The sequence below is a fragment of the Rhodococcus sp. 05-2255-1e genome (assembly GCF_002259025.1).
GTDB lineage: Bacteria > Actinomycetota > Actinomycetes > Mycobacteriales > Mycobacteriaceae > Rhodococcoides > Rhodococcoides fascians.
On record NZ_NOZE01000005.1, the window covers coordinates 115,594 to 138,824 of the forward strand.

Sequence of the window (23,231 nt, forward strand, 5' to 3'; positions counted from 1 at the left end):
TAGCACGCGCGCCCGACAAGAACGGCCGACCACGTAAGCGGTGCAACTCTTGCTCCACTCGAATGTCTCGTCGCCGGGATCCTCACCGTTGGGGCCTGGCGTGGAGCATCCCGTGCAGCGACACCCTCGCCGGAGTGGCCGGTGGACTCGACAAGAACGGCCCGCACGACCCTCCACCGGTAAAGTGCCTGTTCATGAGAATTCTCGTCACGGGTGGGGCCGGGTTCATCGGCGCGAACTTCGTACATCAGACCCTCGCGCAGCGCCCCGACTCCCAGGTCACCGTGCTCGACAAGCTCACCTACGCCGGCAACAAGGCCTCCCTGGACCCCGTCGCCGATCGCATCGACTTCGTGCACGGCGACATCGCCGACGCCGATCTCGTCGACCGCCTCGTTCGCGAGACCGATCTCGTCGTCCACTTCGCCGCCGAATCCCACAACGACAACTCATTGACCGACCCGTGGCCGTTCGTCCACACCAACGTCATCGGCACCACCACGTTGCTCAACGCGGTCCGCGAACACGACGTCCGCTACCACCACATCTCCACCGACGAGGTCTACGGCGACCTCGAACTCGACGATCCGGCGAGATTCACCGAATCGACCCCGTACAACCCGTCGAGCCCGTACTCCTCGACCAAGGCGTCGAGCGACCTGCTGGTGCGTGCCTGGACCCGATCGTTCGGCGTCCGCTCCACCATCTCGAACTGCTCCAACAACTACGGCCCGTATCAGCACGTGGAGAAGTTCATCCCGCGTCAGATCACCAACATCCTCAGCGGCTCACGCCCCAAGCTCTACGGTGCCGGGCAGAACGTGCGCGACTGGATCCACGTCGACGACCACAACAGCGCCGTCTGGGCCATCATCGACGGCGGCCGCATCGGCGAGACCTACCTCATCGGAGCCGACGGCGAAGCCAACAACCGCACCGTCCTCGAAGCGATCCTCGAAGAAACCGGCAACGCACCCGACGCATTCGATTTCGTCACCGACCGCCCCGGCCACGACCTGCGCTACGCCATCGACTCGACGAAATTGCGCACCGAATTGGGTTGGACACCAACCTATGTCGACTTCCGAGCTGGACTGAAAGCGACCGTCGACTGGTACCGCGATAACGAGCAGTGGTGGCGACCGCAGAAGGACGCCACCGAGGCCGTCTATGCGACGAAGGAATCCGTACTGCCCTGAAAATCCGAAACGCTAGCTGCTGCGCGACATCCGATGTCGCAGCAGCAGGTACACGGCGCGCCGCATGAACGAGGTCATGAGTGCCTTGGCGTTCCCGATGCGAACGTCACTGTCGGACAACAACGTCGGGTCGCTCGCCTGGAGGGAGCGGTGGAAGTCGGCGGCCTGACGGGCCTGCTGGGTGGCGAGCTCGACGCTCCACTGTCCCGAGTTGATGCGAAACGACGCCAGCGGCTGGGGAATGGCAACGATGTCGCCGCGCAGCGCTACGGCGATGAAGGTGGCCTGGTCGATCAGGTACGGATGACTGTTGTCCCACAGTCCGACTGCGCGCAGTTCCGACAGCTTCATCATGACGCCACCGGGTTCACCGAAGATGTTGGCTCCGGCCCGAACTGCCGTTCTCGCGGCCACTCGACCCGACGTCTTTCCCTGTAGTCCGCCGAGTCCGCGCGCGGCGATGACGGTTTTGCTGTTGGCGTCGATCAACGTGCGCTGCGCGGCGACGAGTACCGCGGTCGGATAGGCGTCGAAAGCCTGTACCTGGGCGGCGAGCGCGGTGCGGTGGATGGTGTCGTCACCACACACGAGTTTGATCAGCTCCCCCGATGCTTCTTCGGTGACGCGATTCCAGTTGGCCTGTGCCCCGCCGCCCGCGGGTGTGGTGAGGAGGCGAATGCGTGGATCGTCGTACTTCTGGGCAACGGCCAGGGTGCCGTCGGTCGACGAGTGGTCGGCAATGACCAGCTCGAAGTCCGTGAACGTCTGGGCGAGAATCGAATCGATGGTCTCGGCCAGGTATTCGGCGTTGTTGTACGCCGGGACGACGACGGAAACTCGGGGTGTCATGGTGTGGGGTCCTGGCTCTTTCTGCGAAACGAGAAGTCGCGGTAGCCGAAGAAGCTGACGACTGCCATCACTGCTGTGACGACCAATTGGGAGGGGATGGGCGGGAAGTGGAACACCGAGACGGCGAGGGTCATCAGTGAGATGTTGGCGAGGAACGCTCCGAAGTTGACCACGAAGAACCGGAGCAGATCTCTGAAGAAGTGCCCGCGAACGCGAAACACGAGGTAGCGATACATCGCGAATGCGCACAGTACGTTGCAGAGATACCCGAGCACGATGGCGGCGTGGTAGCCGTATCGCTCGCCGATCAGCAACTGCCACACGATGAACCATGCGGTGCCCAGTGCGGTGTTGACGCCGCCGACGAGCAGAAATGCGATCTTCTGATTCTTGACGATGCGCATCAGTGGTCCCGGTGCACCGTTCATGCCGGCCGGAGGCGCGGGAGTCTGCGGTTCGGTCATCGGCCCACCGCCAGTGCCTGACGCGTCGCGAACAGGGTCGAGGCGATACCCGCAGGCAGTGTGCGGTGGGTGCGTCGATCGATCTGCGGCCAGACGGTCGACCGCAGTCGTAGGTCGCGTCCTTGGAACGCCGCGAGGGGAGAGGCGGCAAGCACTACGTTGGGCCGTCGACGAAAGACCGTTCGGCAGGCGCCGAGAATGGAACCGATGGTGACGGCCTCACCCGAGGCGAAGATCTTGACGGTCGGCGCGATACGTCGTTCGGCGGACACGGCGAGGGCGTCGGCCACCATTTCGGCGGCGTCGCTGACGTAGAGGTAATCGCGCAGGGTGTCCATGGGGACGTAGATCGACACCGGTGAGGCCATCAGGTATCCGCGGCACAGGTGCGAGATCAACCCTTGAGGTTTCGCGAGATTCTGTCCAGGGCCGTAGAGGTTGGCGAATCGGCCGACGACAACGTTGACCCCGGTGCGGACGCCGAATTCGGTCGCGACCGACTCGGACTGCAGTTTTGCGAAACCGTAGTCACCCAACGGGATCGGCGGTGTTTCTTCGTCGTGTGGGGCTCCCGGTGCGCCGGCGTAGACGCCTCCGGCAGACGACGCGAGAAACACCGTTCCGGTGTCCGTGCGGTCCGCAGCGACGGACTCGACCCGGGCCAGTACGGTCCGGATCAGATCGTTCTCTTCGGCGAATTGTGCTGCGCTGGTGCCGTTCACGCCGGCTCCGGCGGCCCAGACGACGTTCCACGCGCCGGTCCGAAACGAGTCGAAAAAGGCCGAACAGCGTTGCAGCAGAGTTTCTTCGGCCAGTGATCGGTCGGACCACGGGATTGCACTGGTGTGCACGTGATGTCCGCGTCGTCGGGCTTCCCGCGTCACCGATGCGCCGAGCAGTCCGCCGCTGCCGACGACCCAGGTGTGCGTCGCGTTCACGCCGGCGGTGCGGGATCGGTCGACGGTTCGGTGCGTCCGAGCGGCCCGTTTCCAGGGTCGGTCACGATCAGGTACGGCGGCTTGCCCATGGCGGTCTTGACGTTGACGCCGACGTACTCGGCCACCACTCCGAGTGAGAACAGGGTGGCTCCGAAGCCGAACAGTAGGATCACCATCGTCGATGCCCAGCCTCGCACTTCGGCACCGGAATCGAAGACGAAGTACGACACCAGCACATAGGCGACGAGAACGAGGCCCAGTAGCGCGAAGGCGATGCCGATGAAGGACACCAGTCGCAGACCTTTGGTGCCGCTGGAGAGCACCATTCGCCAGAAGTGCGACAGAAGCGTCCGCAGCCGGTATCCCGATCGACGGTCCACTTCTTCTCGCAGGGCCACCGGGCTCGTCGTGACGTCGCCTGCAATCCACCCGAGTGCGATGTCGAGGTATGCCTCGGAGCCGGCGTAGGCGGCAACGGATCGACCGACTTCGCCGAGGACCAGGCGGTAGCTCTGGTAGTCGACGGTGTTGTCCCCGGCCAGAGCCTTGGCGATGAGCCACTTCGCTCCGCGTGAGGCGGCGTTGCGCCAGAGTCCGTGCGGTGCGACGTTCGTCGGCTTGGCGTAGACGACGGTGGATTGCCGGTCGAGGGCGGTATCGAGCATGCCGCCGATCGCGGCCGGGTCATGCTGGCCGTCCTCGTCCATCGTGACGATCCACTCGCCGCCGCTCGATGCCATGCCGGCGAGGGTGGCGGGGTGCTGGCCGAAGTTACGACTGAGCCACACGCCACGAACGAACGTATGCGCCTGGGTCAGCTGCCGGATCACGGCTGCGGAGTTGTCGGGTCCGTGATCGAACACGAGGAGAACTTCCTCGACGATCATCGGCCGCCCGAGGGGCGTGTGGGTGACCTGCGTCAACGGGATGATCTCGTCCATCAGCGCGCTGAGCGTCCGTTCGCCCTGGTAGACCGGAACCACGATGGAGATGCGGTGCGGAGCAGCAGCGTCGGACGTCACGAGGTCTGACCCTATCTGCTGGACGTCGTACTGCCGAACTCCGGCGCGGAGGGGCGTCGACGTCGTCGAACATCGAGTACGACCAGGCCGATCAGCACCATCACCCCACCCGCCATGGCAGCGAGTCCGAGTCGTTCCCCGGGCGGCCGGAAGGTGAGTTCGAGGTCCGCTGCGTCGGTGCCGGGCGGCAGGTCTACGTACAGGAAGATATCGGCCAGGCCTTTCGTTTGCAGCGGCTCACCGTTCAGAGTGGCGGTGTAGCCGGGCCAGGCCAACCGCGAGAAGACGACGCTGCCGCCGGCGGGGGCGGAGACGGTGACGTGCTCGGAGTCCGCGTCGGACGAGATCGGGTCGGCGGAGGCGTTCACCGTCGCTACGACGCGTCCCGACGCGGCAGGAATCAATCCATCGACGCGTTCGAGGACGTAGACCTGCCGAGCGGAGTCGGGGGTGGGCGCGGTGACCCACTGCCAGCCTGCGGGCGCGGCCTCCCTCTCGGCCAGCGGATACTGCAGTTTCTGCAGCACGACGCGGTCGAGCTGCATCAGATCGGCATAGGTCTTGCCGGTGTACGGCTCGATCTCGAAGAGCCGATCGAAGGCGTCGGTGCAGGTCGAACCCTCGTGCTCGAAGCACAGCAGGTTTGCGAAATCGAGGTAGCCGACGGGGGTGTAGGCGTTGACGTAGTCCAGGCCCATCACCTTGGCGGAGTTGCCGTAGACCTGCGAGTGCCACGGCAGTTGCGGGTCGTCGGGCCCGTCGGCTTCGGTCTCGGTCAGCGCACGACTGCCGAGCTGCAGCGTCGAGCCCTGCCACTGCGGGAACTGCGCCTTGGCCTCGGACTGCGAGGTGGGGAGCCACCATTTGGCGAACGGCGGTTGATATCCGGCCACCTGGTACATCGCGATCGGCGCGATCGTGACCAGGATCAGCGCGGCGGTGGCCAGGGTGGAGAAGCGGTGGGCGAGCAGCAGGGCGAGTGCGCCGACCAGCAGGATCGCGAGCGCAGCAACGATGTGGCGGCCGAAGAACTCCGGACCCGACGAGCCTGCACGCAGCAGCAACACCAGCGTCAGCAGGCCGGCGGCGAGCAATCGGGGCCGCAGCTTGTCCAGAGTTCCGTATCGGCTGATCAGGGTGACGACGAGGATCAACGCGACGATGGCGACGAAGGGGAGGATGCGCGCTGGCCAGCGGATGGGGCCGATGTCGCTGGGGCCCGCCGTGAAGACCAGCGCGAACGCCAACAGAATCAGTGGTGCGGCCAGCTCACGCAACGCCGCGGGCACCCGACGCCACGCGATGAACGCGAGCGCAGGGACGAGGAACCAGGCGATGTAGGTGACCGGGGCTTCGGTGGTCTCGCCTGCCCACGATTCGATGCTGGTCACGGCCGTCGGGATGCTGGCGGTCAACGATTCCGACCACGGTGCCGTCAGGAAGTTGTCGTTGAACGTTCCCTCGTCACCGCTGCGCCAGGTGACCGCGGAGGTCAGTACTCCCGGCAGGAAGGTGACGGCCCCGCAGGCGGCCGCGGCGATGCCGACGCTGCACACCTTCAGCGCCGGACGCCACAGGCGCTGGAACAACCGTTCACCGATCGCGACCGAGCCGATCATGACGCCGGCCATGACCGCGGCGTGGACGTATCCCACGCTGATGGCCAGGTAGAGGAACACGAACGGCACGACGGGGCCGCTGTGGCCGCGGGCGTACTTCACCGAGCTCGCCCACGCGTTGGTGATGTACGCGGTGCCGATGAGGGCCGTCACCCACGAGGTGTTCTCGAAGAACAGGGTGAAGCCGACGAACGGCGCGCTCGCGCCTGCGACGGCGGCCCAGTTGGCGCGTGCCCCGTAGACGAGCGCGACGCGGTACACACCCCAGGCCAGCAGGATCGAGAAGCCCAGTTTGACGACCGTCGCGAGCAGTACCAGGTTGTCGATCGAGGGCGAGACGTAGTTGATCGCCATCTGCACCGGGTTCCACAGTCCGCCCTGGCCTTCGACGGGATAGTTGCCCGCCATCCACTGATCGAGCACGAGGGACGGGAAGTGACCGTCGCGCATGATGCGCCCGAGTTGAAGCCAGTTGGGGATGGCACCGGATTCGGTGTCGTCGATGTAGAAGAAGCGAGGGTCGACGCTGAGCACCAGGAGATAGCCCAGCACGACGACGGCAGCAATTGCCGCTCCCCATACGAGGCGCTCTCGTCTGCTGTCGGGCAGGGAGCTGCTCGCGATCTGGGTATCCGTGGTGGGCAAGGGTCAACTCCGTGAGTTCGGGCAAAGACACCCGACTGTAGCTGTCGTCCTGCTCCCGAGCCGAAACGCCGACGCATGCATCACGCAGATGTCCGCAGGAAAGCGGCTATTGCGAGTGACCACTCTCTAAGTTATGGTTTCGTCATTCTATGACGGAGGTCACATGAACCCGAACATTCCTTTCGATGTCGTGATCGCCGGCGGAACCGTGTACGACGGATCCGGCGGCCCTGGAGTTCGGGCGGATGTGGGCATCGTCGACGGCGTCGTGCGGGCCGTGTCGTCCACTCCCCTCGAGCCGAGCGCGACGACCGAGGTGGTCGATGCCACCGGCAAGTGGGTCACGCCGGGGTTCGTGGACGTACACACCCATTACGACGCAGAGGTGTTGGTCGGGCCGGGTCTCGAAGAATCCGTCCGGCACGGGGTCACGACGGTTCTCCTGGGCAACTGTTCGTTGTCGACGCTCTATTCCACTCCGGTCGACATCGCGGACCTGTTCAGTCGGGTCGAGGCGCTGCCGCGCGATCATGTGCTCAAGGCCGTCGATGCGCACAAGACGTGGACGAGTCCCGAGGAGTACATCGCGGCGCTCGAGCACCTGCCTCTCGGTCCCAATATCGCTGCATTGGTGGGTCATTCGGATCTCCGTGCGCACGTCATGGGGCTCGACCGCTCGACCGATCGCAGTCAGAAGCCCACCCGCGAGGAATGGCGTGCCATGTCCGACGCGCTCGAGAAGGCGCTCGACGCCGGGCTGCTCGGAATGTCGACCATGACGAACCCGTGGGACAAGTTGGACGGAGATCGATACCGGTCTCGTTCGTTGCCGTCCTCGTATGCGCGGTGGAGCGAATTCCGTTCTCTGCACAAGATTCTGCGTCGACGCGGTCGGCTGTTGCAGAGCATTCCGAACCTGAACACCAAGTACGACATGTTGTTCTTCCTCGCCTCGGCCACCGGGGTCGGCCGCACTCCGCTCAAGATCTCGTTGCTGGCGGCGGCCGATGCCAAGGCGTCGCCGTGGATCCATCGCGTCTTCGGCCCGCTCGCCCGGATGGTCAACGGCCCGGGCAAGGGCCAGTTCCGCTGGCAGCACCTCCCCACCACGTTCGACGTGTATTCCGACGGCATCGATCTCGTGGTGTTCGAGGAATTCGGCTCCGGCCGCGCCGCGCTACATCTGCGAGAAGAGTTGGGCCGCAACGAGTTGCTCTCCGACGAGGCCTACCGCCGCTGGTTCCGTGCCGACTTCGAGAAGAAGTTCAGCTCGCGCGTCTGGCATCGCGACTTCGCCGACGCCGAGATCACCGAATGCCCCGACGCGTCGGTCGTGGGAAAGAACATCGCGGAGGTCGCAGCCGAACGCGGTGTGCACGTGGTGGACGCATTCCTCGATCTGGTGGTCGAGCACGGCCGAAAGTTGCGCTGGCACACGACGGTTGCCAATCACCGCAAGCGGCAGATGGACAAGCTGATCAATCAGCCCGGGGTGACCGTGGGGTTCTCCGATGCCGGTGCTCATCTGCGCAACATGGCGTTCTACAACTTCGGCATTCGGTTGCTGCACCGCGTGCACGACGCGCGAAACGATCGCCGGCCGTTCATGACCGTGGAGAAGGCCGTGCACAAGCTCAGCGGCGAACTGGCCGACTTCTACGGTGTCGACGCCGGTCACCTACGGGTGGGGGACCGTGCCGATATCGTCGTGATCGACCCGGAGGGCCTGAACGAGGATGTCCTGGCCTATCGCGAGGAGACCATGCCGGAATTCGGTGGCCTGAGCCGCATGGTCAATCGCAACGACCGAGCAGTCACCGCCACTCTGGTCGCGGGCCGAGTCGTGTTCTCCGGCGGCACCTTTGCGCCCTGGTTCGGTGTGTCGGAGCGGGCCGGTAGCTTCCTGCGGGCAGGCACTCCCACGGCTCCTCGACGCCGGGAGCGTGTGTGAGTGGCGAGTCAACAACAGCGCCGAACCGAGACCATCGGAAAACTGCTCGACGCGACTATCGCATCGTTGTGCGAGAAGGGCTACGCCGCAACCAGTGTCAGTGAAATCGTCAGCCGGGCCGGGGTGTCGTCCGGTGCCATGTTTCGGCATTTCGACACCAGGCTCGACCTGATCGTCGCCGCAGCCGACGAGGTTCGTCGACGTCAGTTCGAGGAGTTCCGCCGCGGCCTGTCCGGTTTCGGTAGCGCGTCCATCGAGCACTGTCTCGAACTGCTCAGAGCAGCGTGCCGCGCCCCGATCAACGGGGCCTGGTACGAGCTGTTGACCGCCGCCCGCAGCGACGACGAGCTGCGAGAGAGACTGCAGCCGTTCACCGTTCGATATCACGAGCAGATCGCCGAACTTGCTCGTGCGCTTCCCGTTGCCGGCGTGATCGATCCGCAGCATCTGGAAACGGTGGTCTTCAGCGTCGTCCACCTGCTCGACGGCGAGGCGTTGGCAGCCGTGGTCCATCCGCAGCCCGAGCAGGAAGCCATGCGGCTGAGGATGATTGCTCACCTGTTGCGTGGCGGCGCACTGCATCCCCTGACCGACGCGGGATGACCCACTGGACGGTGCGCATCGCCGGTGCCGAGCTTCCCGTCTTCGAATACGGAAACCCGGCTGCGCGCTCGACGGTGTTGCTGGTGCACGGCTATCCCGACAACCGTCACGTGTTCGATCCGCTGATCACTGCGCTCGGCGACACGGTCCGGGTGATCGCCTACGACACACGAGGCAGCGGAGCGTCCGTGCTGGAGCCTGCGGCGGACGTTGCCATCGAGCAGCTGGCGCGGGATGCCTTCGCGGTGGTCGAGTCGATTCCGGGCCTCACCGGCAAGGTCCATGTGTTCGCCCACGACTGGGGGTCGGTCCAGATGTGGGAGGCGATGGCCTCGCCTCGGGCGAGCACCGCATTCGCGTCGTACACGTCGGTGTCGGGGCCGAGTCTGGATCATCTGCGGCAGGTGGCACGGGCGCGGTCGGTCCGGCCGTATCGATGGCCGTCGCTGGTGGGGCAGTTGGCCAGGTCCTGGTACGTCTTCGGGTTTCACGTGCCCGTCCTGCGAACGCGAATACCGGCACTGCTGGCCCGACTGCAGGCCGAGGGCGAGCCGACCCCGACGGCGGCCGACCAGCAGCGCGGCATCGCGCTGTACCGGGCCAACGTGCTGCGGCGGGTGTTCCGTGGACCCGATCCGCGCTGCGTCGTCCCGACCACCGTGGTGGTCCCGACACACGACCCGATGCTGTCGACGAACCTCACCGAAGGTCTCGATCGGTGGATCCCCGACCTGCGCGTCGTTCACGTCGAGGCGGGCCACTGGTGGCCGCACACGCACCCGGCCGACGCCGCTCGGGTGCTGCTGGAGAGGGTGCGCGAAGGGGAGTAGGTGGCGGGCAGTGCGGCGAGCGTCGGACGGATCGGCCTCGGGCTGTGCAACCATGGTCAGTGGTCTTCTTCTCGGTACGGCCACACCTGTGATCGCTCGAACTGTCACTACTCGAACTGGATGGGGTATTTCTCGGTATGGACGGCACTGCTCTCGATCGTCTCGGTTCCTCGGACGTGCCGGCTGCCGCCGGCGGTGACGACGCGGCCGAACTGACAGTTCAGAGGCTTCTGTTCGACGGCCCGTCGCCCCTGGTCAGCGCGGACATGTACAGCGAGGTCAGGAAGGGCAACGCCGAGCGCACCCGCACCGGTGTCCGGATCGCCAAGCGCAGCGTCGTACATACCAACAGCTACTTCGGACGGTTCCCGGCCAGCTACTGGCAGCGGTGGACCACCGTCACCGAGGTGGTGTTCCGGGCGACCGTCGCCGGTGCCGGCCGGATCGATCTGGTGGCCACGGACTACAAGGGTCACGAGCGCACGATGGCCAGCACAACGGTCGATTCCGCGAACGCGTCGACTCAGTTGGCCGTTCCCGTCGCCACCACGCAGTTCCTCGACGGCGGCGCGCTGTACGTCCGCTTCACCACCACATCGAGCGAGTTGTCTGTGCAGGACGCGGAATGGACCGTCGCCGCACCGGAGAAGCTGCGTCCCACCTCGGTGGTGATCTGCACGTTCAATCGCGCCGACGACTGCGCCAACACCGTCGCAGCCATGGCCGACGACCCGATCGCTCTGCTCGGCGTCGACAACGTCTACGTCGTCGATCAAGGCACCGATCAGGTGCAGACTCGGGAGAAGTTCCAGCGCGTGGCGGCCGAGCTCGGCGACAAGCTCGTCTACATCACCCAGCCCAATCTCGGTGGTGCCGGCGGGTTCACCCGTGGCCTGTACGAGGTGCAGGGCAAGGGCGGCGATCCGGCCAACGTGATCTTCATGGACGACGACGTGCTGTGCGAGCCCGAGGCGATCGTGCGCATGAACTCGTTCGCGAACATGACCGTCGAGCCGGCGATCATCGGCGCCCAGATGCTGTACCTGCTGCACCCCGACCGCGTGCACGTCGGTGCCGAGGTGGCCAACCTGCAGAAGCTCGAGGCCGGAGTCCACGTCAAGAACGCGGTATCGGACAAGAGCGCATTCAAGCGCAAGCGTCAGCAGGACGTCCGCGTCGATGCCGGATACAACGGCTGGTGGTCGTGCCTCATCCCGTCGGAGATCGTCGGGCAGGTCGGCTACCCGTTGCCGCTGTTCTTCCAGTGGGACGACATCGAGTACGGATACCGTTCGCGCGCAAACGGATTCGCCACCGTCACGCTGCCGGGCGCAGCGGTGTGGCACGCCGACTTCGCGTGGAAGGACTGGGACGAGTGGCACCGCTACTTCAACCTGCGCAACGGCATGATCACCGCCGCCCTGCACATCGAACTCGACGGTAAGGCGCTGGCCAAGCAGCTGTTCACCGATCTGCTCCGCTACCTGGTGTCGATGCAGTACGGCATGGCGTACACGCTGATCAAGTCCGTCGAGGACTTCCTGGCCGGTCCGGAACATCTGCTCGACGGCGGCATGGACGCGGCCGGTTCTATTCGGCGTGAGCGCGCAGCCTACGGAGAAACCAAGCGGCACAACGCCAACGACGTTCCGGGGGTGCGTCCTGCCGATATGTTCATCACCCCGGCCGGCCCGCACCCGAAGAAGAGCATGGAATTCGCCGTGCTCGCCAAGCGCGTCCTCAACCAGTGGCGCGGCACGGTCGATCCGGGCCCCGTTTCCATCTCGGCCGACGACGCGCACTGGTGGCACGTCTCGCTGTTCTCTCACGCAATCGTCACCGACCGCTCGCAGGAAGGCGTCCGAGTTCGCAAGCGCAACAAGGCACATGCCGTCGAGCTGCTCAAGCGCGGTGTGTCGGCACTCAAGCGTCTGCGCACCGAGACACCCGCCGTGGCAGCGTCGTACCGCGCCGCCGTCCCGCAGCTGACGAGCCGCGAGAACTGGGCACGCCTGTACGGGCAGTAGCTAGTTCGTGCGGACCTTGGGTGCCGTGCGAATCCGTACGACGACCTGTTCGTTGTCGGCGGTGTACCCGAGGTAGTCGAATTCGGTGCCGGTGCGTGCGACGAATTCCGTCCAAGCCCGGTACTCGTGGTTGCGCCAGCCGGGGAAGTTGAAGTACTCGTCGAACACGATGACGGTGCCCACTGCGAGTCGATCGGCCACGAGGTCCAGCACGGTGACCGTCGACGAGTACAGGTCGGCGTCGAGGTGCAGGAAGGCCAACTTCTCGTGGTGGCCCTTCAGGAATCCCGGCAGAGAATCCTCGAACAGCCCCGGGACGATCTGTGCGCCGGGCACTTCGGGGATCGTGTCCTGCTCGAACAGTCCCTTCGGAAAGCCCGTACGCCAGGTCTCGGGTAGGCCGGAGAACACGTCGAATCCGGCGACGACGGTGATGTCCTTACGCGACGCCAATTCCTCGGCGATGATCTCGAGCGTCGTCCCGCTGGCCACTCCGAACTCGAGCGCCATGCCGCGGATGGAGACTTCACCGAGGGCGAATCGCAGAGTGGCGTGCGGCCGCAGGAAGGTCGGGGCCTCCGGCATCATCTCTTCGGCGAATTCTGCGCTCTGGGCGGCGGCCTCGACGTCGGAGGCGTACGGAATGTCGCGACGCATCCGCATCTCGAGACCGCGAATGAAGGCGTGCAGGTCATCGATCTCACGTCGTTGACGTTCGAGGACGTCGAGCAATTTCGCTTGCTGATCGCTGGTCTGCTCGGCCAGCTGCGCGGTCTGCTGCGCCAGAACCTCACCGATCGCTCGTTGGAGTTTCTCCCGTGCCGACGACTTGATGCGATCCGCGAGCTTCCGAGGTTCCGTCATGGGCACACGGTAGCCGGTAAGGGCGCGTTCGCAAACACGTCAGGGCTTACGAAAGTGCTCTCGACGGCCGAGTCCGCGCAACCGGAACCACTCCGCCAGACCGCGAGGATTCCTGGTGGTGATCAGGAAGAACCAGGTGAAGCGAATCCACTCCTGCGGCAACAGCTTTCGCATTCCGGGCTGCGACATGAGGTAACCGCGGTTGCGGTAGGTGAAGTACCGCTTGGTCGCATCCTCCGGGTACTGCGTGTGCATCCGGCCACCGAGGATCGGCTTGAATTCCTCGGCTCCGTTGGGGTGCACGTACGCGGTGGTGAGACACGTTCCGAACTTCAGGCCCGAGCGCTGCAATCGGCGGTGTACTTCCACCTCGTCGCCGCGCACGAACAGGCGCAGATCGGGCACGCCGACCGCATCGATCGTCGACGCCTTGAACAGGGCACCGTTGAACAACGATGCGATGCCTTCGAGCAGATCGTCGTCGGGATTCTCTGGGTCGATCAACTCCGAGCGAAGACGACGCCACTCGACGCCGCGTCGCAGCGGAAACGCCAAGCGATCCGGATCCTCGATGTCACAGACGACGGGGGAGACCTCGTCCAGTCCGTGCGCGAGCGCGCAGTCGTAGAGGGTCTCGAGCACCTTCGGGCCCTCGGGGCGGCCGTCGTCGTCGGCGAGAAACACCCAATCCGCGCCGAGCGACAGCGCATACAGAATGCCCAGCGCAAATCCGCCTGCGCCGCCCAGATTGTGCTGCGAGCCGAGGTACGTCGTGGGCAGGGCAGTCGACTCCACCAACTCACGCACGGCCGGCTCGTTCGCATTGTCGACGACGACCAGATGATCGAGCGGACGCGTCTGGGCACCGATGACGTCCAACGACAGAGCCAACAACTCCCGACGCTTGTGCGTGACGATGACCCCGACGATCTTGTCAGGCACCGGCTGTATCTTCCCGCTCGATCTCTTTCAAGATCTGCGCGACGTGGTCCCCGGCGTCGTCGCCGTCGTATGCCCGCACCACGTCCTCGATGCCGCCCTGCTGGCGAATCTGGCCGTGATCGATCCACATCGCGGTGTCACACAGCTGAGCCAGGAATTCGTTGGAGTGGCTGGCGAACACCAGGATTCCCGAGCGCTTCACCAACTGCTGCAGTCGGTGCCGGGCCTTCTTCATGAACTCCGCGTCGACAGCCCCGATGCCCTCGTCGAGCAGCAGGATCTCCGGGTCGATGCTGGTGACGACGCCCATCGCGACGCGCACCCGCATACCTGTGGAGTAGGTGCGCAGCGGCATGTCGAGGTAGTCGCCGAGTTCGGTGAAATCGGCGATCTCGTCCATCTTCGCGAGCATCTGCTTGCGGGTCTGGCCGAGGAACAGCCCACGAATGATGATGTTCTCGTAACCGGAGATCTCCGGGTCCATACCGACGCCCAGATCGAACACCGGCGCGACGCGGCCGCGGATGGTGGCGCTGCCACGCGTCGGCTCGTAGATGCCCGAGAGCAGCCGCAGCAGCGTCGACTTGCCCGCGCCGTTGTGACCCACCAGACCGACGCGATCGCCGTCCTTCAGGTTCATCGTGATGTTCTTGAGGGCCTCGACGACGACGACGTCGGAGGAGTTGCGGTCGATGGCGCCACCGGCTTTACCGAGGAACGCCTTCTTCAAGGACCGCGTCTTGGCGTCGAAGATCGGGAAGTCGACGCATGCGTCATGAGTACTGATGCTGATGGACAACTGCTGACCCCTAAACCCAGTAGGGCACGCGGGCCCGGTACTTCTTGAGAGCGACGATAGCCAGCGCCCACCCGACGACGGTGAACCCGAGCACGATGTACCAGTGGTACGCCTGCTGGTCCTCGCCGATCAGAGGGGCCCGGATGATGTCCAGGTAGTGGAACAGCGGGTTGATCTCGACGAGCTTGGCGCGTTTCGCGGCCTCGCCGCCCATCTGGACCAGTCCCGAGGTGGTCCACACGATCGGCGTCATGAAGAACATCAGCGTGACGAAGCTGCCGAGGATCGGGGCGATGTCGCGGTAGCGGGTGGCGATGATGCCGAAGAGGATCGACACCCACACCGCGTTGAGCAGGATCAAGACCAACGCCGGGATCGCGAAGATCACGGTCCAGTGCAGTCCGCCGGGGGGCCAGAAGATCGCGATGATGATCACGTAGATCAGCAGGTTGTGGCCGAGCAGCAGGAGCTGACGCCACACCAGGCGATACACGTGCACGCTGAGCGGACTGGGCAGCTGCTTGATCAGACCCTCGTTGGCGACGAAGACGTCTCCGCCCTCGAGAATCGCGGCACTGATGAGGTTCCAGATGATCAGGCCGACCGTGACGTGCGGCAGGAACTCGCGCAGGTCGATGTCGAGAAGCACCGAATACAGCAGGCCCATGGCGATGGCCTGAACGCCGGTGGCGATGGTGATCCAGAACGGGCCGATCACCGACCGTCGATAGCGCTGCTTGATGTCCTGCCAGCCGAGATGCAGCCACAGCTCACGCTGGTTGAAACCGGTCCGCAGATCGCCGAACGCGCGCCGATAAGTCTGTGAGTCCGAAACCGGAGCAGGCATCTGTTCTCCTGCCTCGCTCTCGGGATCCTTCGCTGGTGCCGACACGACGGTCGACACTACCTGCAATCGACCATGCAGCTCATTTTGCAAGCGTGTGTGTGGTGTTACAGGTACTGGCCGGTACCGCTGCCGTGGCCGCCGCCCGGTGTGGGCATGACACCGGGAGGCAATGCGCCCTGACGCATCTGCTCGAGCTGGGCCCGTGCGGCCATCTGCTGAGCGAACAGTGCCGTCTGGATGCCGTGGAACAGTCCTTCGAGCCAGCCGACGAGCTGAGCCTGCGCGATCCGCAGTTCGGCGTCGGTGGGCACGACGTCGTCGCCGAACGGCAGCACCAGACGCTCGAGCTCGTCGCGCAGCTCCGGGGCCAAGCCCTGCTCGAGCTCCTGGATGGACGATTTGTGGATTTCCTTGAGCCGATTGCGGCTGGCGTCGTCGAGAGGTGCCGCGCGCACTTCTTCGAGCAGTTGCTTGATCATCGTGCCGATGCGCATCACCTTGGCGGGCTGTTCCACCATCTCCGAGAGGTCCGATCCGTCGGACGACTCCTCGTTTGCCGCCGAACCCGAAGCGCGGGCTGCAGCAGCGGTGGCTTCTTCGCGGCTCAGTGCGAGTGGCTCTCCGTTGGGGCCGATCACGACGACGTGATCGCCGGATGCATTGTTCGACTCGGATTGCGTCATGAATCCATCTTTACGCGTCGCCTGCCGTTGCGCGATCGACAGGGGCGATTATCCTGGTTCGGTCGTTCGCAACCGGGGTGTCAGGAGGATCGAAGCGTGCGTTGTTGGCTGCCGTTCCCTGGGGAAACGGGACGTGAAACACACCCTCGGCGGGTCGGCGCTTAGAGTGTCCGGCATGGGGTACGACGTCGCACGGGTCAGAGGGTCCATTCCCTCCCTCGGCGACGGGTGGATTCATTTGGACCCTCAGCTGGGAATGCTGATTCCGGATCGCGTGTCGACGGCCGTCTCCACGGCGTTCCGGCACAGTGCGTCCAATCATTCGGCCGGCAACATCGCTGCCAAGCGGAGTGCTGCTCTGCTCGAATCCGCCCGCGTCGCAATCGCAGATCTGGTCGGTGCCTATCCGTCCGGGGTGGTCATCGGACCGGATCGGGCGACGCTGCTGACGTGGCTCGCCGATTCTCTGAGCTCCCGGCTCGGGCTGGGAACCGGCTTGGTGCTCTCGCGTCTGGATGAGGAAGCCAACGTCGCGCCGTGGCTGCGGGTCGCCAGCCGAACCGGTGCACACGTGCGCTGGGCCGAGGTCGAGATCGATACGTGCGAGCTGCCCACGTGGCAGTTCGAGGAACTCATCACCTCCACCACCCGGCTCGTCGCGGTCACCGCGGCGTCGCCGATCGTGGGTAGCGCTCCCGACGTTCGCGTCGCGGCGGATCTGGTCCACGAGGTCGGTGGACTCATCGTCGTCGATGCCGCCGGAGCAGCCCCCTACGCACACGTCGACATCAAGGAACTCGGAGCCGACGTCGTCGCGATCGACGCGGCCGCGTGGGGTGGGCCGTCGGTGGGTGCGCTGATCTTCCGCGATCCGACACTGCTCGACCAGTTGCCGTCGATGTCGCTGAACCCGTCGGCGAAGGGGCCCGAGCGGCTCGAGGTCAGTGGTCATCAGTACGCGCTGCTGGCCGGTGTCGTGTCGTCCATCGACTACCTGGCGAACCTCGACGACGCAGCGACGGGCACCCGTCGTGAGCGGCTCGAGCTGTCGATCGGGTCGCTGCAGCACTATCAGGATCGGCTCTTCGAGCATCTGATGGCTGCGCTCGCCACCCTCGATCACGTCATGGTGCTCGGCACTGCGCCCACGCGTATCCCGACCGTCAGCTTCACCGTCGACGGTATGCCCGCGGTGAAGGTGTCCGAGCAACTGGCGCAGGCGCGAATCGGCAGCGTCAGCGGGGTCCACGGTGGCAGTCGTCTGCTCGACGCCCTGGGCGTCAACGACGAAGGTGGTGCCGTCACCATCGGACTCGCTCCCTACACCACCCGGTACGAGATCGATCAGCTCGTGAAAGCTCTCGCTGCGCTCGCCCTGTGAGAGCGGCTGCGCCGCACGTGCGCGAGGTGCGTCCGGGTCGTTCCGCAGGCTTCACTCCGGCCTCGTAGCCCACTACGAAGTTCCACTCACGACCCTCGGACGCACATCACTGCACGCGCAGGATGACTTTCCCGATCGTCTCGGCGTCGTCGAGCATCCGATGGCCTTGTGCTGCTTCGGTTATCGGGATTTCGGCATGCACGACGGCGGTGACCCGGCCCTCGGAGATCATCGGCCACAGGTGTGCGGTCATGTCGGCGACGATGTCGGCTTTGCTCGACGGTCCGGTCTCGGGGCGTCCCCGCAATCCGGCCGCGTGTACCGAGCCACGCTTGGCGATGAGCTTGCCGAAGTTCAGTTCACCCTTCACGCCGCCCTGCATTCCGATGGTGACGACGGTGCCGTCCATGGCGAGCGCGTCGAGGTTTCGGTCGAGGTATTTCGCGCCCATGTTGTCCAGGATCAGGTCGGCACCGTGATCGTTTGTCTGTGAACGGATTTCGGTGACGAAGTCCTGATTCTTGTAGTCGATGAGGATGTCGGCACCGAGGTCCGCGCACATGTCCAGCTTGTACTTGGATCCGGCGGTCACGGCGACGGTGACGCCCATCTGTTTCGCGACCTGGATTGCGTGCGTACCGATTCCGCTGCCGCCGCCGTGGATCAGCAGTACTTGGCCCGAACGCATGTGCGCATCCATCACCAGGTTGGACCACACCGTGGACGCGACCTCCGGAAGTGCTGCTGCCACATGGAGATCGAGGCCCGCAGGGATCGGGAACAGCTGGGTGGCAGGCACGGCGACCTGCTCGGCGTACCCGCCACCTGCCAGAAGCGCGCAGACCCTGTCGCCGACGTTCCAACCGCTGACGCCGTCACCGAGCTCGGAAATGATTCCCGAGCACTCGAGACCGAGGATCTCGCTGGCACCCGGGGGCGGCGGGTAGTTGCCCTGACGCTGCATCAGATCGGCACGGTTGACGGCGGTGGCGGAGACGTCGACGATCACCTGTCCGCGGGCCGGTCGTGGATCGGGAACCTCGGTCCACTCCATGACGTCGGGATCGCCGAATTCTTTCAGTGTGATTGCACGCATGCATCCATGATGCGCCACCACTGTCGCAGGCGCTTTACAGGTCCCAGAGGTTGATGCCGAAGTCGCCGGCGTGACTGTCGATCTGTTCGAGTTCGGCGTCGGAGAAGTCCAGATTGTCCAGCGCCGCGACGTTGTTCTCGAGCTGCTCGACGCTCGATGCGCCGATCAGTACCGACGTCACTCGCCGGTCGCGCAGCGCCCAACTCAGCGCGAGCTGAGCCAGTGACTGACCGCGGGCCGACGCGATGTCGTTCAGTGCGCGAAGGTGCCCGATGTGGTCGTCGGTGAGCCAGTCCGGGTTCAGCGACTTGCCCTGTGCTGCGCGCGAATCCGCGGGAATGCCGTCGAGGTACTTGTCGGTGAGCATGCCTTGAGCGAGGGGAGAGAATGCGATGACGCCTGCGCCGATCGCGTCGAGGGTACCCAGCAGTTCGGGTTCGATCCACCGGTTGACCATCGAGTAGCTGGGCTGATGGATCAGCAGCGGAACACCGGCGTCGGCGAGCAGATCCGCCATCTTCTGCGTGCCCTCGGGCTTGTACGAGCTGATGCCCGCGTACAGGGCCTTCCCCTGCTGGACAGCGCTGATCAGCGCGCCGGCTGTCTCTTCGATGGGGGTGTCGTGGTCGGGGCGGTGGCTGTAGAAGATGTCGACGTGGTCGAGTCGCATACGCGTCAACGACTGGTCGAGTGAGGACAGCAGGTACTTGCGGGAGCCGCCGAAGCCGTACGGGCCGGGCCACATGTCCCATCCCGCTTTGCTGGAGATGATCAGTTCGTCGCGGTACCCGGCGAAGTCCTCGGAGAAGATGCGGCCGAAGTTCTTCTCGGCGCTTCCGTACGGCGGACCGTAGTTGTTCGCCAAGTCGAAATGGTTGATTCCCAGATCGAAAGCGCGACGAAGAATCGCGCGCTGCTTCATCAATGGAACGTCGTCGCCGAAGTTGTGCCACAGGCCCAGCGACACAGCCGGCAGTACCGGCCCACGCGATCCCACTCGGCGATACGACATGGATTCGTAGCGATCGGCGGCGGCAACGTACGGAGGGTCGATGTAGGGATCTGTCATAACTCGACCCTAGGTCGCATCGGCGAATCGGACCCCGAACCACGGCAAGCTACTCGTGAGTAGATTTCCTGCCTAAGATGACTCGCGTGACGGCCGAATTAGCCATTGGTCCCGGGGGGGACCCGCAGTGGCTCGACACTGCGGAAATGAGAGCTTGGCGTGCCTATGTCGACGGCGGTCAACGATTGATGGAGGTATTGAACAGGGATCTACAGGACAGACACGACCTGTCGATGGCGGAGTACCGCATCCTGGTGATGCTGTCCGAGGCGGACGACGGCTCCATCCGCATGAGCGAGTTGGCCGACGGGGTCCTGTCCTCCCGAAGTCGCCTCACCCACCAGATCAGGCGGATGGAAGTCCAGGACATGGTGCGCCGCAGTACCTGCGCGCACGACGGCCGTGGCGTCCTCGCCGTCATCACCGAGGAAGGTCGACGACGACTGACGGAGGCAGCACCCACGCACGTCCGCAGCGTCCGGCAACATCTGGTCGATCTGCTCACCCCGACCGAACTCGAGGTCCTGGGCGACATCTTCCAGAAGGTGGACGCCGCAATGGACGCATCGGCAACCCGACCCCGACGCTGACAGACCGGCAACGAGGGGCGATTGGGCCGGTGCCGCCCTGGCCGTTAAGATCGCACACGGAAGCGTGGCAGAGCGGCCCAATGCACTCGCCTTGAAAGCGAGAGACGTGTAAAAGCGTCCGGGGGTTCAAATCCCTCCGCTTCCGCCATATGTCGATTGATCGAGCCCGGTCCGCCCGCGAGGGTGGACCGGGTTTGTTCGTTTGCGAAGCAGCGAATTCTCGGCGTGGCATCAATACCGGTTCAGTGGGTACTACCTGCCAATGAGCGAAGAAGCGCGGCGCAACGACGGCGACAACGAGGGACCTCTGGAAGAGGAGCTCGAGGAAAGTTTCGACGCTGTCGTCACCGAAGGCGGGGAGCGATTGCATCGCACCGTACGCACCGTGCTGATCACCGGACTCTTCGGTGGACTCGAGGTCGCTCTGGGGGTGATGGCGTACCTGGCGGTGCTGGACGAGACCGGCAGTCACCTGCTGGCGGGCCTGGCGTTCGGAATCGGCCTCGTGGCCATCTATCTCGCGCATGGTGAGCTGTTCACCGAGGATTTCCTGATGCCGATCGCCGCGATTGTGGCCCGCAACGGCACGCCTGCGCAGCTCGCGAAGTTGTGGATCGGGACGCTGCTCGCGAATCTGCTCGGCGGTTGGTTCGTGATGTGGTTGATCGCGCACGCGTTTCCGCAATGGCTCGAAGTGTTGTCCGAGTCGGCGCATCATTTCGTCTACGCACCCTTGGATCTTCAGTCGATCTGCCTCGCTGTTCTCGGCGGCAGCACGATGACACTGCTGACCCGCATGCAGCAGGGAACCGAATCCGACGTGGCGCGGATCATCGCTGCCATGGCGGCGGGTTTTCTGTTGGCCGGATTGCAGTTGTTCCACTCGGTTCTCGATTCCCTGCTGATCTTCGGGGCCATCCACGCAGGAGCGGACGTGAGCTACCGCGAGTGGATCGAATGGTTCGGATACACAGTGCTGTTCAACATCATCGGCGGCGTCGTGTTGGTCACGGCGCTGCGCTTGGTGCGCACGAAGGAACTCGTGAAGTCCGAGCGTGACCAGAATTCTGAGTAGTCAGCGGAACCGGGAGTCACGGACTGCTGTTCGACACCCAGCGCTCCAGGCTCCGCCGAGTCTCGAAGCGTCGTACAGCTTTCGAGATCGGGTCGATGAATTCGATTGCACTGGCGAGTAATTGGAGTGGAGCAGTGAAATCGTCGACGGCTCGCCCGGTTGCCGTCGGGTAGAGATCGTCACCCAGGATGGGGATGCGCAACGAGTTCATGTGCAGACGTAGCTGGTGGGTTCGTCCCGTCGACGGTGTCAGTCGATACCGTCCGATGCCCTCGCGGTGTTCCAAGAGTTCGACGACGGTGTGCGCGTTGGGTTCTCCGGTCACTTCGCGTGCAGTGAACTGGCCCTTGTCCGAGACGATTCGACTGCGTACCTCGGTAGGCAGGGTGAGGGACGGTTCGTAGGTCGCGATGGCCTCGTACTCCTTGCGGACCTTTCGATCCTGAAACAACGTCTGATACGCCCCGCGGAGGGCAGGGTCGACGACGAACAGCACCAGGCCAGCGGTGACGCGGTCGAGTCGATGAGCGGGCACCAGTTGCGGCAGATCGAGTTCGAGGCGTAGTCGCACCAGAGCGGTCTGCAGAATGTGGCCGCCGCGCGGGATCGTCGGTAGAAAATGCGGCTTGTCGATCACCAGTACGGCGTCGTCCCGGTGCACGATCGAGATGTCGAATGGCACAACGGTTTCCGTCGGCAGGTCGCGGTGGAACCAGACAGCATCGCCGGGGACGTACGGCGCATCAGCGGATACAGGCCCGCCCATGTCGACGACCTCGCCCGCAGCGAGCATCTCGTCGATGCGTCCCGGCGAGATCCGTTGCTCGGTCGCCGTCAAGAACTCGCGGACGGTGGGCCATGTCCCGTCCTCGGGCATTCGGACGCGTGCGGGGTCGAGGCCGTAGCGCTTCGCCAGGGGCGGTTGCTGGCGTCGTCTCACCGACCGAGCGTATCCGCCCGCCGAGATCGCACTTGTGCAGACAATCGACAGCGATTCACCTACACAAGTGCGAACTCGCTACTCGCAGCCGATGCCGTCGTTGTCGCGGTCGAGGTGGGGGCCATAGCCGTACTCGTCGCGGTAGACCGGTGCAGCTCCGGCGTCGCGGGCGGCGTCGCAGTTCTGGTACTGGAACCCACCGTTGGGCCGGGGTGCGGGGGCGGGCGCACCCTGCGGTGCGGGCGGGGGAGCGAAAGCAGGCGGCGGCGGAAGGATGCAGAACTGAGCCGAGCCGGCACCGCACAGGAAATCGGTGATCGGATCTGCCGAAGCAAGGGCGGGGGTGGTGACCATGGCTGCCGCAGCGATCACGCTTCCGATGCCGATTCTGACCAGCAGATTCTTCGTCTTCATGTTGCTCCAATTCGAGGGGGGTGCGATGGAGCTTCCTCGACGGATCCTTGAACTGTCAACGAAGTCATTCGCGCGACCGACAGCCGTGCTGAGCAGGGCGGCACCGAAATGCGCAGGGTCGACGCGTTTGGAAACCGTCACGAGGGCGTATTTACGAACGTATGAGCGAAAACGAGCAGGTCAACCAGAACCCCGAGAAGGATCCCGACGACTGGGTCACCGGCGACGAGCCGATGACCGGTCCGCAGAAGAGCTATCTGAGCACCCTCGCTCAGGAAGCAGGGGAGGAAGTTCCCGACGACCTGAACAAGGCGCAGGCGTCGGAAATGATCGACAAGTTGCAGGGCGAAACCGGCCGCGGTTGAGCCTGCTCCGTCAGAAGTC

Annotated in this window: 23 protein-coding genes and 1 tRNA gene; 10 read left to right on the forward strand and 14 right to left on the reverse strand. The window is 64.7% G+C overall.

The features are described 5' to 3' along the window. The first annotated feature begins 194 nt into the window (after positions 1-194). Positions 195-1,199: a dTDP-glucose 4,6-dehydratase gene (gene rfbB / locus CH262_RS02040; protein ID WP_032407817.1), complete on the forward strand. Its 1,005-nt coding sequence runs from the start codon at positions 195-197 to the stop codon at positions 1,197-1,199. Between the two features lie 12 nt (positions 1,200-1,211). Here rfbB and CH262_RS02045 read toward each other — a convergent pair whose 3' ends face one another. Genes CH262_RS02045 through CH262_RS02065 form a run of 5 tightly spaced genes read right to left on the reverse strand, consistent with a single transcriptional unit; the run spans position 1,212 to position 6,736 of the window. After that, positions 1,212-2,048 carry a glycosyltransferase family 2 protein gene (locus CH262_RS02045; protein ID WP_032384743.1) on the reverse strand — a complete coding sequence of 279 codons (837 nt, stop codon included), beginning with the start codon at positions 2,046-2,048 and terminating at the stop codon, positions 1,212-1,214. Then, complete coding sequence (locus CH262_RS02050; RefSeq protein ID WP_032374162.1) at positions 2,045-2,512, reverse strand: GtrA family protein; 468 nt, start codon at positions 2,510-2,512, stop codon at positions 2,045-2,047. Before CH262_RS02050 ends, CH262_RS02045 begins: the two co-directional genes overlap by 4 nt. Continuing rightward, positions 2,509-3,450, reverse strand: a complete 942-nt coding sequence (locus CH262_RS02055; RefSeq protein ID WP_032374161.1) for an NAD-dependent epimerase/dehydratase family protein — start codon at positions 3,448-3,450, stop codon at positions 2,509-2,511. Before CH262_RS02055 ends, CH262_RS02050 begins: the two co-directional genes overlap by 4 nt. Continuing rightward, positions 3,447-4,442: a glycosyltransferase gene (locus CH262_RS02060; RefSeq protein WP_094716788.1), complete on the reverse strand. Its 996-nt coding sequence runs from the start codon at positions 4,440-4,442 to the stop codon at positions 3,447-3,449. Before CH262_RS02060 ends, CH262_RS02055 begins: the two co-directional genes overlap by 4 nt. A 41-nt stretch (positions 4,443-4,483) precedes the next feature. After that, a complete protein-coding gene (locus tag CH262_RS02065; RefSeq protein ID WP_094716771.1) occupies positions 4,484-6,736 on the reverse strand; it encodes a hypothetical protein in 2,253 nt (750 codons plus the stop codon). Between the two features lie 163 nt (positions 6,737-6,899). Here CH262_RS02065 and CH262_RS02070 point away from each other — a divergent pair, with 163 nt between their 5' ends. The 4 genes from CH262_RS02070 (at position 6,900) to CH262_RS02085 (ending at position 12,147) form a co-directional block, all read left to right on the forward strand. Then, positions 6,900-8,687 carry an N-acyl-D-amino-acid deacylase family protein gene (locus CH262_RS02070; protein WP_094716772.1) on the forward strand — a complete coding sequence of 596 codons (1,788 nt, stop codon included), beginning with the start codon at positions 6,900-6,902 and terminating at the stop codon, positions 8,685-8,687. Next, complete coding sequence (locus CH262_RS02075; protein WP_094716773.1) at positions 8,688-9,290, forward strand: TetR/AcrR family transcriptional regulator; 603 nt, start codon at positions 8,688-8,690, stop codon at positions 9,288-9,290. It abuts the gene before it with no gap. Continuing rightward, positions 9,287-10,120 carry an alpha/beta fold hydrolase gene (locus tag CH262_RS02080; RefSeq protein WP_094716774.1) on the forward strand — a complete coding sequence of 278 codons (834 nt, stop codon included), beginning with the start codon at positions 9,287-9,289 and terminating at the stop codon, positions 10,118-10,120. The genes CH262_RS02075 and CH262_RS02080 overlap by 4 nt, the downstream gene beginning before the upstream one ends. Positions 10,121-10,257: 137 nt before the next feature. After that, on the forward strand, positions 10,258-12,147 hold the full coding sequence (locus tag CH262_RS02085) for a glycosyltransferase (protein WP_094716775.1): 1,890 nt from the start codon (positions 10,258-10,260) through the stop codon (positions 12,145-12,147). Here CH262_RS02085 and CH262_RS02090 read toward each other — a convergent pair whose 3' ends face one another. The 5 genes from CH262_RS02090 to CH262_RS02110 form a co-directional block, all read right to left on the reverse strand. Further along, positions 12,148-13,011, reverse strand: a complete 864-nt coding sequence (locus CH262_RS02090; protein ID WP_032371676.1) for a TylF/MycF/NovP-related O-methyltransferase — start codon at positions 13,009-13,011, stop codon at positions 12,148-12,150. A 39-nt stretch (positions 13,012-13,050) separates the two neighbouring features. Then, complete coding sequence (gene glfT1 / locus CH262_RS02095; RefSeq protein WP_094716776.1) at positions 13,051-13,953, reverse strand: galactofuranosyltransferase GlfT1; 903 nt, start codon at positions 13,951-13,953, stop codon at positions 13,051-13,053. Then, the gene (wzt, locus tag CH262_RS02100) at positions 13,946-14,752 is read right to left on the reverse strand and encodes a galactan export ABC transporter ATP-binding subunit Wzt/RfbE (protein ID WP_032374153.1); all 807 of its coding nucleotides are present in this window, start codon (positions 14,750-14,752) and stop codon (positions 13,946-13,948) included. Before wzt ends, glfT1 begins: the two co-directional genes overlap by 8 nt. Positions 14,753-14,762: 10 nt before the next feature. Then, complete coding sequence (wzm, locus tag CH262_RS02105; protein WP_179274891.1) at positions 14,763-15,599, reverse strand: galactan export ABC transporter permease subunit Wzm/RfbD; 837 nt, start codon at positions 15,597-15,599, stop codon at positions 14,763-14,765. A gap of 104 nt (positions 15,600-15,703) precedes the next feature. Further along, on the reverse strand, positions 15,704-16,282 hold the full coding sequence (locus CH262_RS02110) for a bacterial proteasome activator family protein (RefSeq protein ID WP_094716777.1): 579 nt from the start codon (positions 16,280-16,282) through the stop codon (positions 15,704-15,706). A 175-nt stretch (positions 16,283-16,457) separates the two neighbouring features. Here CH262_RS02110 and CH262_RS02115 point away from each other — a divergent pair, with 175 nt between their 5' ends. Then, a complete protein-coding gene (locus CH262_RS02115) occupies positions 16,458-17,663 on the forward strand; it encodes a cysteine desulfurase-like protein (RefSeq protein ID WP_094716778.1) in 1,206 nt (401 codons plus the stop codon). 106 nt (positions 17,664-17,769) lie between these two features. On the opposite strand, the gene CH262_RS02120 is transcribed toward CH262_RS02115, so the two are convergent. Together CH262_RS02120 and mgrA are read right to left on the reverse strand one after the other, a co-directional pair. Continuing rightward, positions 17,770-18,759: an NAD(P)H-quinone oxidoreductase gene (locus tag CH262_RS02120; RefSeq protein ID WP_032366525.1), complete on the reverse strand. Its 990-nt coding sequence runs from the start codon at positions 18,757-18,759 to the stop codon at positions 17,770-17,772. A 34-nt stretch (positions 18,760-18,793) separates the two neighbouring features. After that, a complete protein-coding gene (gene mgrA, locus CH262_RS02125) occupies positions 18,794-19,828 on the reverse strand; it encodes an L-glyceraldehyde 3-phosphate reductase (protein ID WP_032366524.1) in 1,035 nt (344 codons plus the stop codon). A gap of 77 nt (positions 19,829-19,905) precedes the next feature. Between mgrA and CH262_RS02130 the strand changes: the two genes are divergently transcribed. The 3 genes from CH262_RS02130 (at position 19,906) to CH262_RS02140 (ending at position 21,493) form a co-directional block, all read left to right on the forward strand. Continuing rightward, positions 19,906-20,418 (forward strand): MarR family winged helix-turn-helix transcriptional regulator, encoded by a 513-nt coding sequence (locus CH262_RS02130; RefSeq protein ID WP_048319194.1) that lies wholly within the window; start codon positions 19,906-19,908, stop codon positions 20,416-20,418. 58 nt (positions 20,419-20,476) lie between these two features. Further along, positions 20,477-20,566, forward strand: a tRNA-Ser gene (locus CH262_RS02135). A gap of 114 nt (positions 20,567-20,680) precedes the next feature. After that, positions 20,681-21,493 carry a formate/nitrite transporter family protein gene (locus CH262_RS02140; RefSeq protein WP_094716779.1) on the forward strand — a complete coding sequence of 271 codons (813 nt, stop codon included), beginning with the start codon at positions 20,681-20,683 and terminating at the stop codon, positions 21,491-21,493. Between the two features lie 16 nt (positions 21,494-21,509). On the opposite strand, the gene CH262_RS02145 is transcribed toward CH262_RS02140, so the two are convergent. Beyond that, complete coding sequence (locus tag CH262_RS02145) at positions 21,510-22,433, reverse strand: pseudouridine synthase (RefSeq protein ID WP_179274892.1); 924 nt, start codon at positions 22,431-22,433, stop codon at positions 21,510-21,512. A 78-nt stretch (positions 22,434-22,511) separates the two neighbouring features. Further along, positions 22,512-22,847 (reverse strand): excalibur calcium-binding domain-containing protein, encoded by a 336-nt coding sequence (locus CH262_RS02150; RefSeq protein WP_094716781.1) that lies wholly within the window; start codon positions 22,845-22,847, stop codon positions 22,512-22,514. Between the two features lie 161 nt (positions 22,848-23,008). On the opposite strand from CH262_RS02150, the gene CH262_RS02155 reads away from it, so the two are divergent. Further along, a complete protein-coding gene (locus tag CH262_RS02155; RefSeq protein WP_027494766.1) occupies positions 23,009-23,212 on the forward strand; it encodes a DUF3072 domain-containing protein in 204 nt (67 codons plus the stop codon). Positions 23,213-23,231 lie beyond the last annotated feature (19 nt).

What these genes read in the sequence shown, in the direction of transcription:
- rfbB (WP_032407817.1), top strand. Translation starts at nt 195, where the DNA reads ATGAGAATTCTCGTCACGGGTGGGGCCGGGTTCATCGGCGCGAACTTC.
- CH262_RS02045 (WP_032384743.1), bottom strand. Translation starts at nt 2,048, where the DNA reads ATGACACCCCGAGTTTCCGTCGTCGTCCCGGCGTACAACAACGCCGAA.
- CH262_RS02050 (WP_032374162.1), bottom strand. Translation starts at nt 2,512, where the DNA reads ATGACCGAACCGCAGACTCCCGCGCCTCCGGCCGGCATGAACGGTGCA.
- CH262_RS02070 (WP_094716772.1), top strand. Translation starts at nt 6,900, where the DNA reads ATGAACCCGAACATTCCTTTCGATGTCGTGATCGCCGGCGGAACCGTG.
- CH262_RS02080 (WP_094716774.1), top strand. Translation starts at nt 9,287, where the DNA reads ATGACCCACTGGACGGTGCGCATCGCCGGTGCCGAGCTTCCCGTCTTC.
- CH262_RS02085 (WP_094716775.1), top strand. Translation starts at nt 10,258, where the DNA reads ATGGACGGCACTGCTCTCGATCGTCTCGGTTCCTCGGACGTGCCGGCT.
- CH262_RS02090 (WP_032371676.1), bottom strand. Translation starts at nt 13,011, where the DNA reads ATGACGGAACCTCGGAAGCTCGCGGATCGCATCAAGTCGTCGGCACGG.
- wzm (WP_179274891.1), bottom strand. Translation starts at nt 15,599, where the DNA reads ATGCCTGCTCCGGTTTCGGACTCACAGACTTATCGGCGCGCGTTCGGC.
- CH262_RS02110 (WP_094716777.1), bottom strand. Translation starts at nt 16,282, where the DNA reads ATGACGCAATCCGAGTCGAACAATGCATCCGGCGATCACGTCGTCGTG.
- CH262_RS02115 (WP_094716778.1), top strand. Translation starts at nt 16,458, where the DNA reads ATGGGGTACGACGTCGCACGGGTCAGAGGGTCCATTCCCTCCCTCGGC.
- CH262_RS02120 (WP_032366525.1), bottom strand. Translation starts at nt 18,759, where the DNA reads ATGCGTGCAATCACACTGAAAGAATTCGGCGATCCCGACGTCATGGAG.
- mgrA (WP_032366524.1), bottom strand. Translation starts at nt 19,828, where the DNA reads ATGACAGATCCCTACATCGACCCTCCGTACGTTGCCGCCGCCGATCGC.
- CH262_RS02130 (WP_048319194.1), top strand. Translation starts at nt 19,906, where the DNA reads ATGACTCGCGTGACGGCCGAATTAGCCATTGGTCCCGGGGGGGACCCG.
- CH262_RS02140 (WP_094716779.1), top strand. Translation starts at nt 20,681, where the DNA reads ATGAGCGAAGAAGCGCGGCGCAACGACGGCGACAACGAGGGACCTCTG.
- CH262_RS02150 (WP_094716781.1), bottom strand. Translation starts at nt 22,847, where the DNA reads ATGAAGACGAAGAATCTGCTGGTCAGAATCGGCATCGGAAGCGTGATC.
- CH262_RS02155 (WP_027494766.1), top strand. Translation starts at nt 23,009, where the DNA reads ATGAGCGAAAACGAGCAGGTCAACCAGAACCCCGAGAAGGATCCCGAC.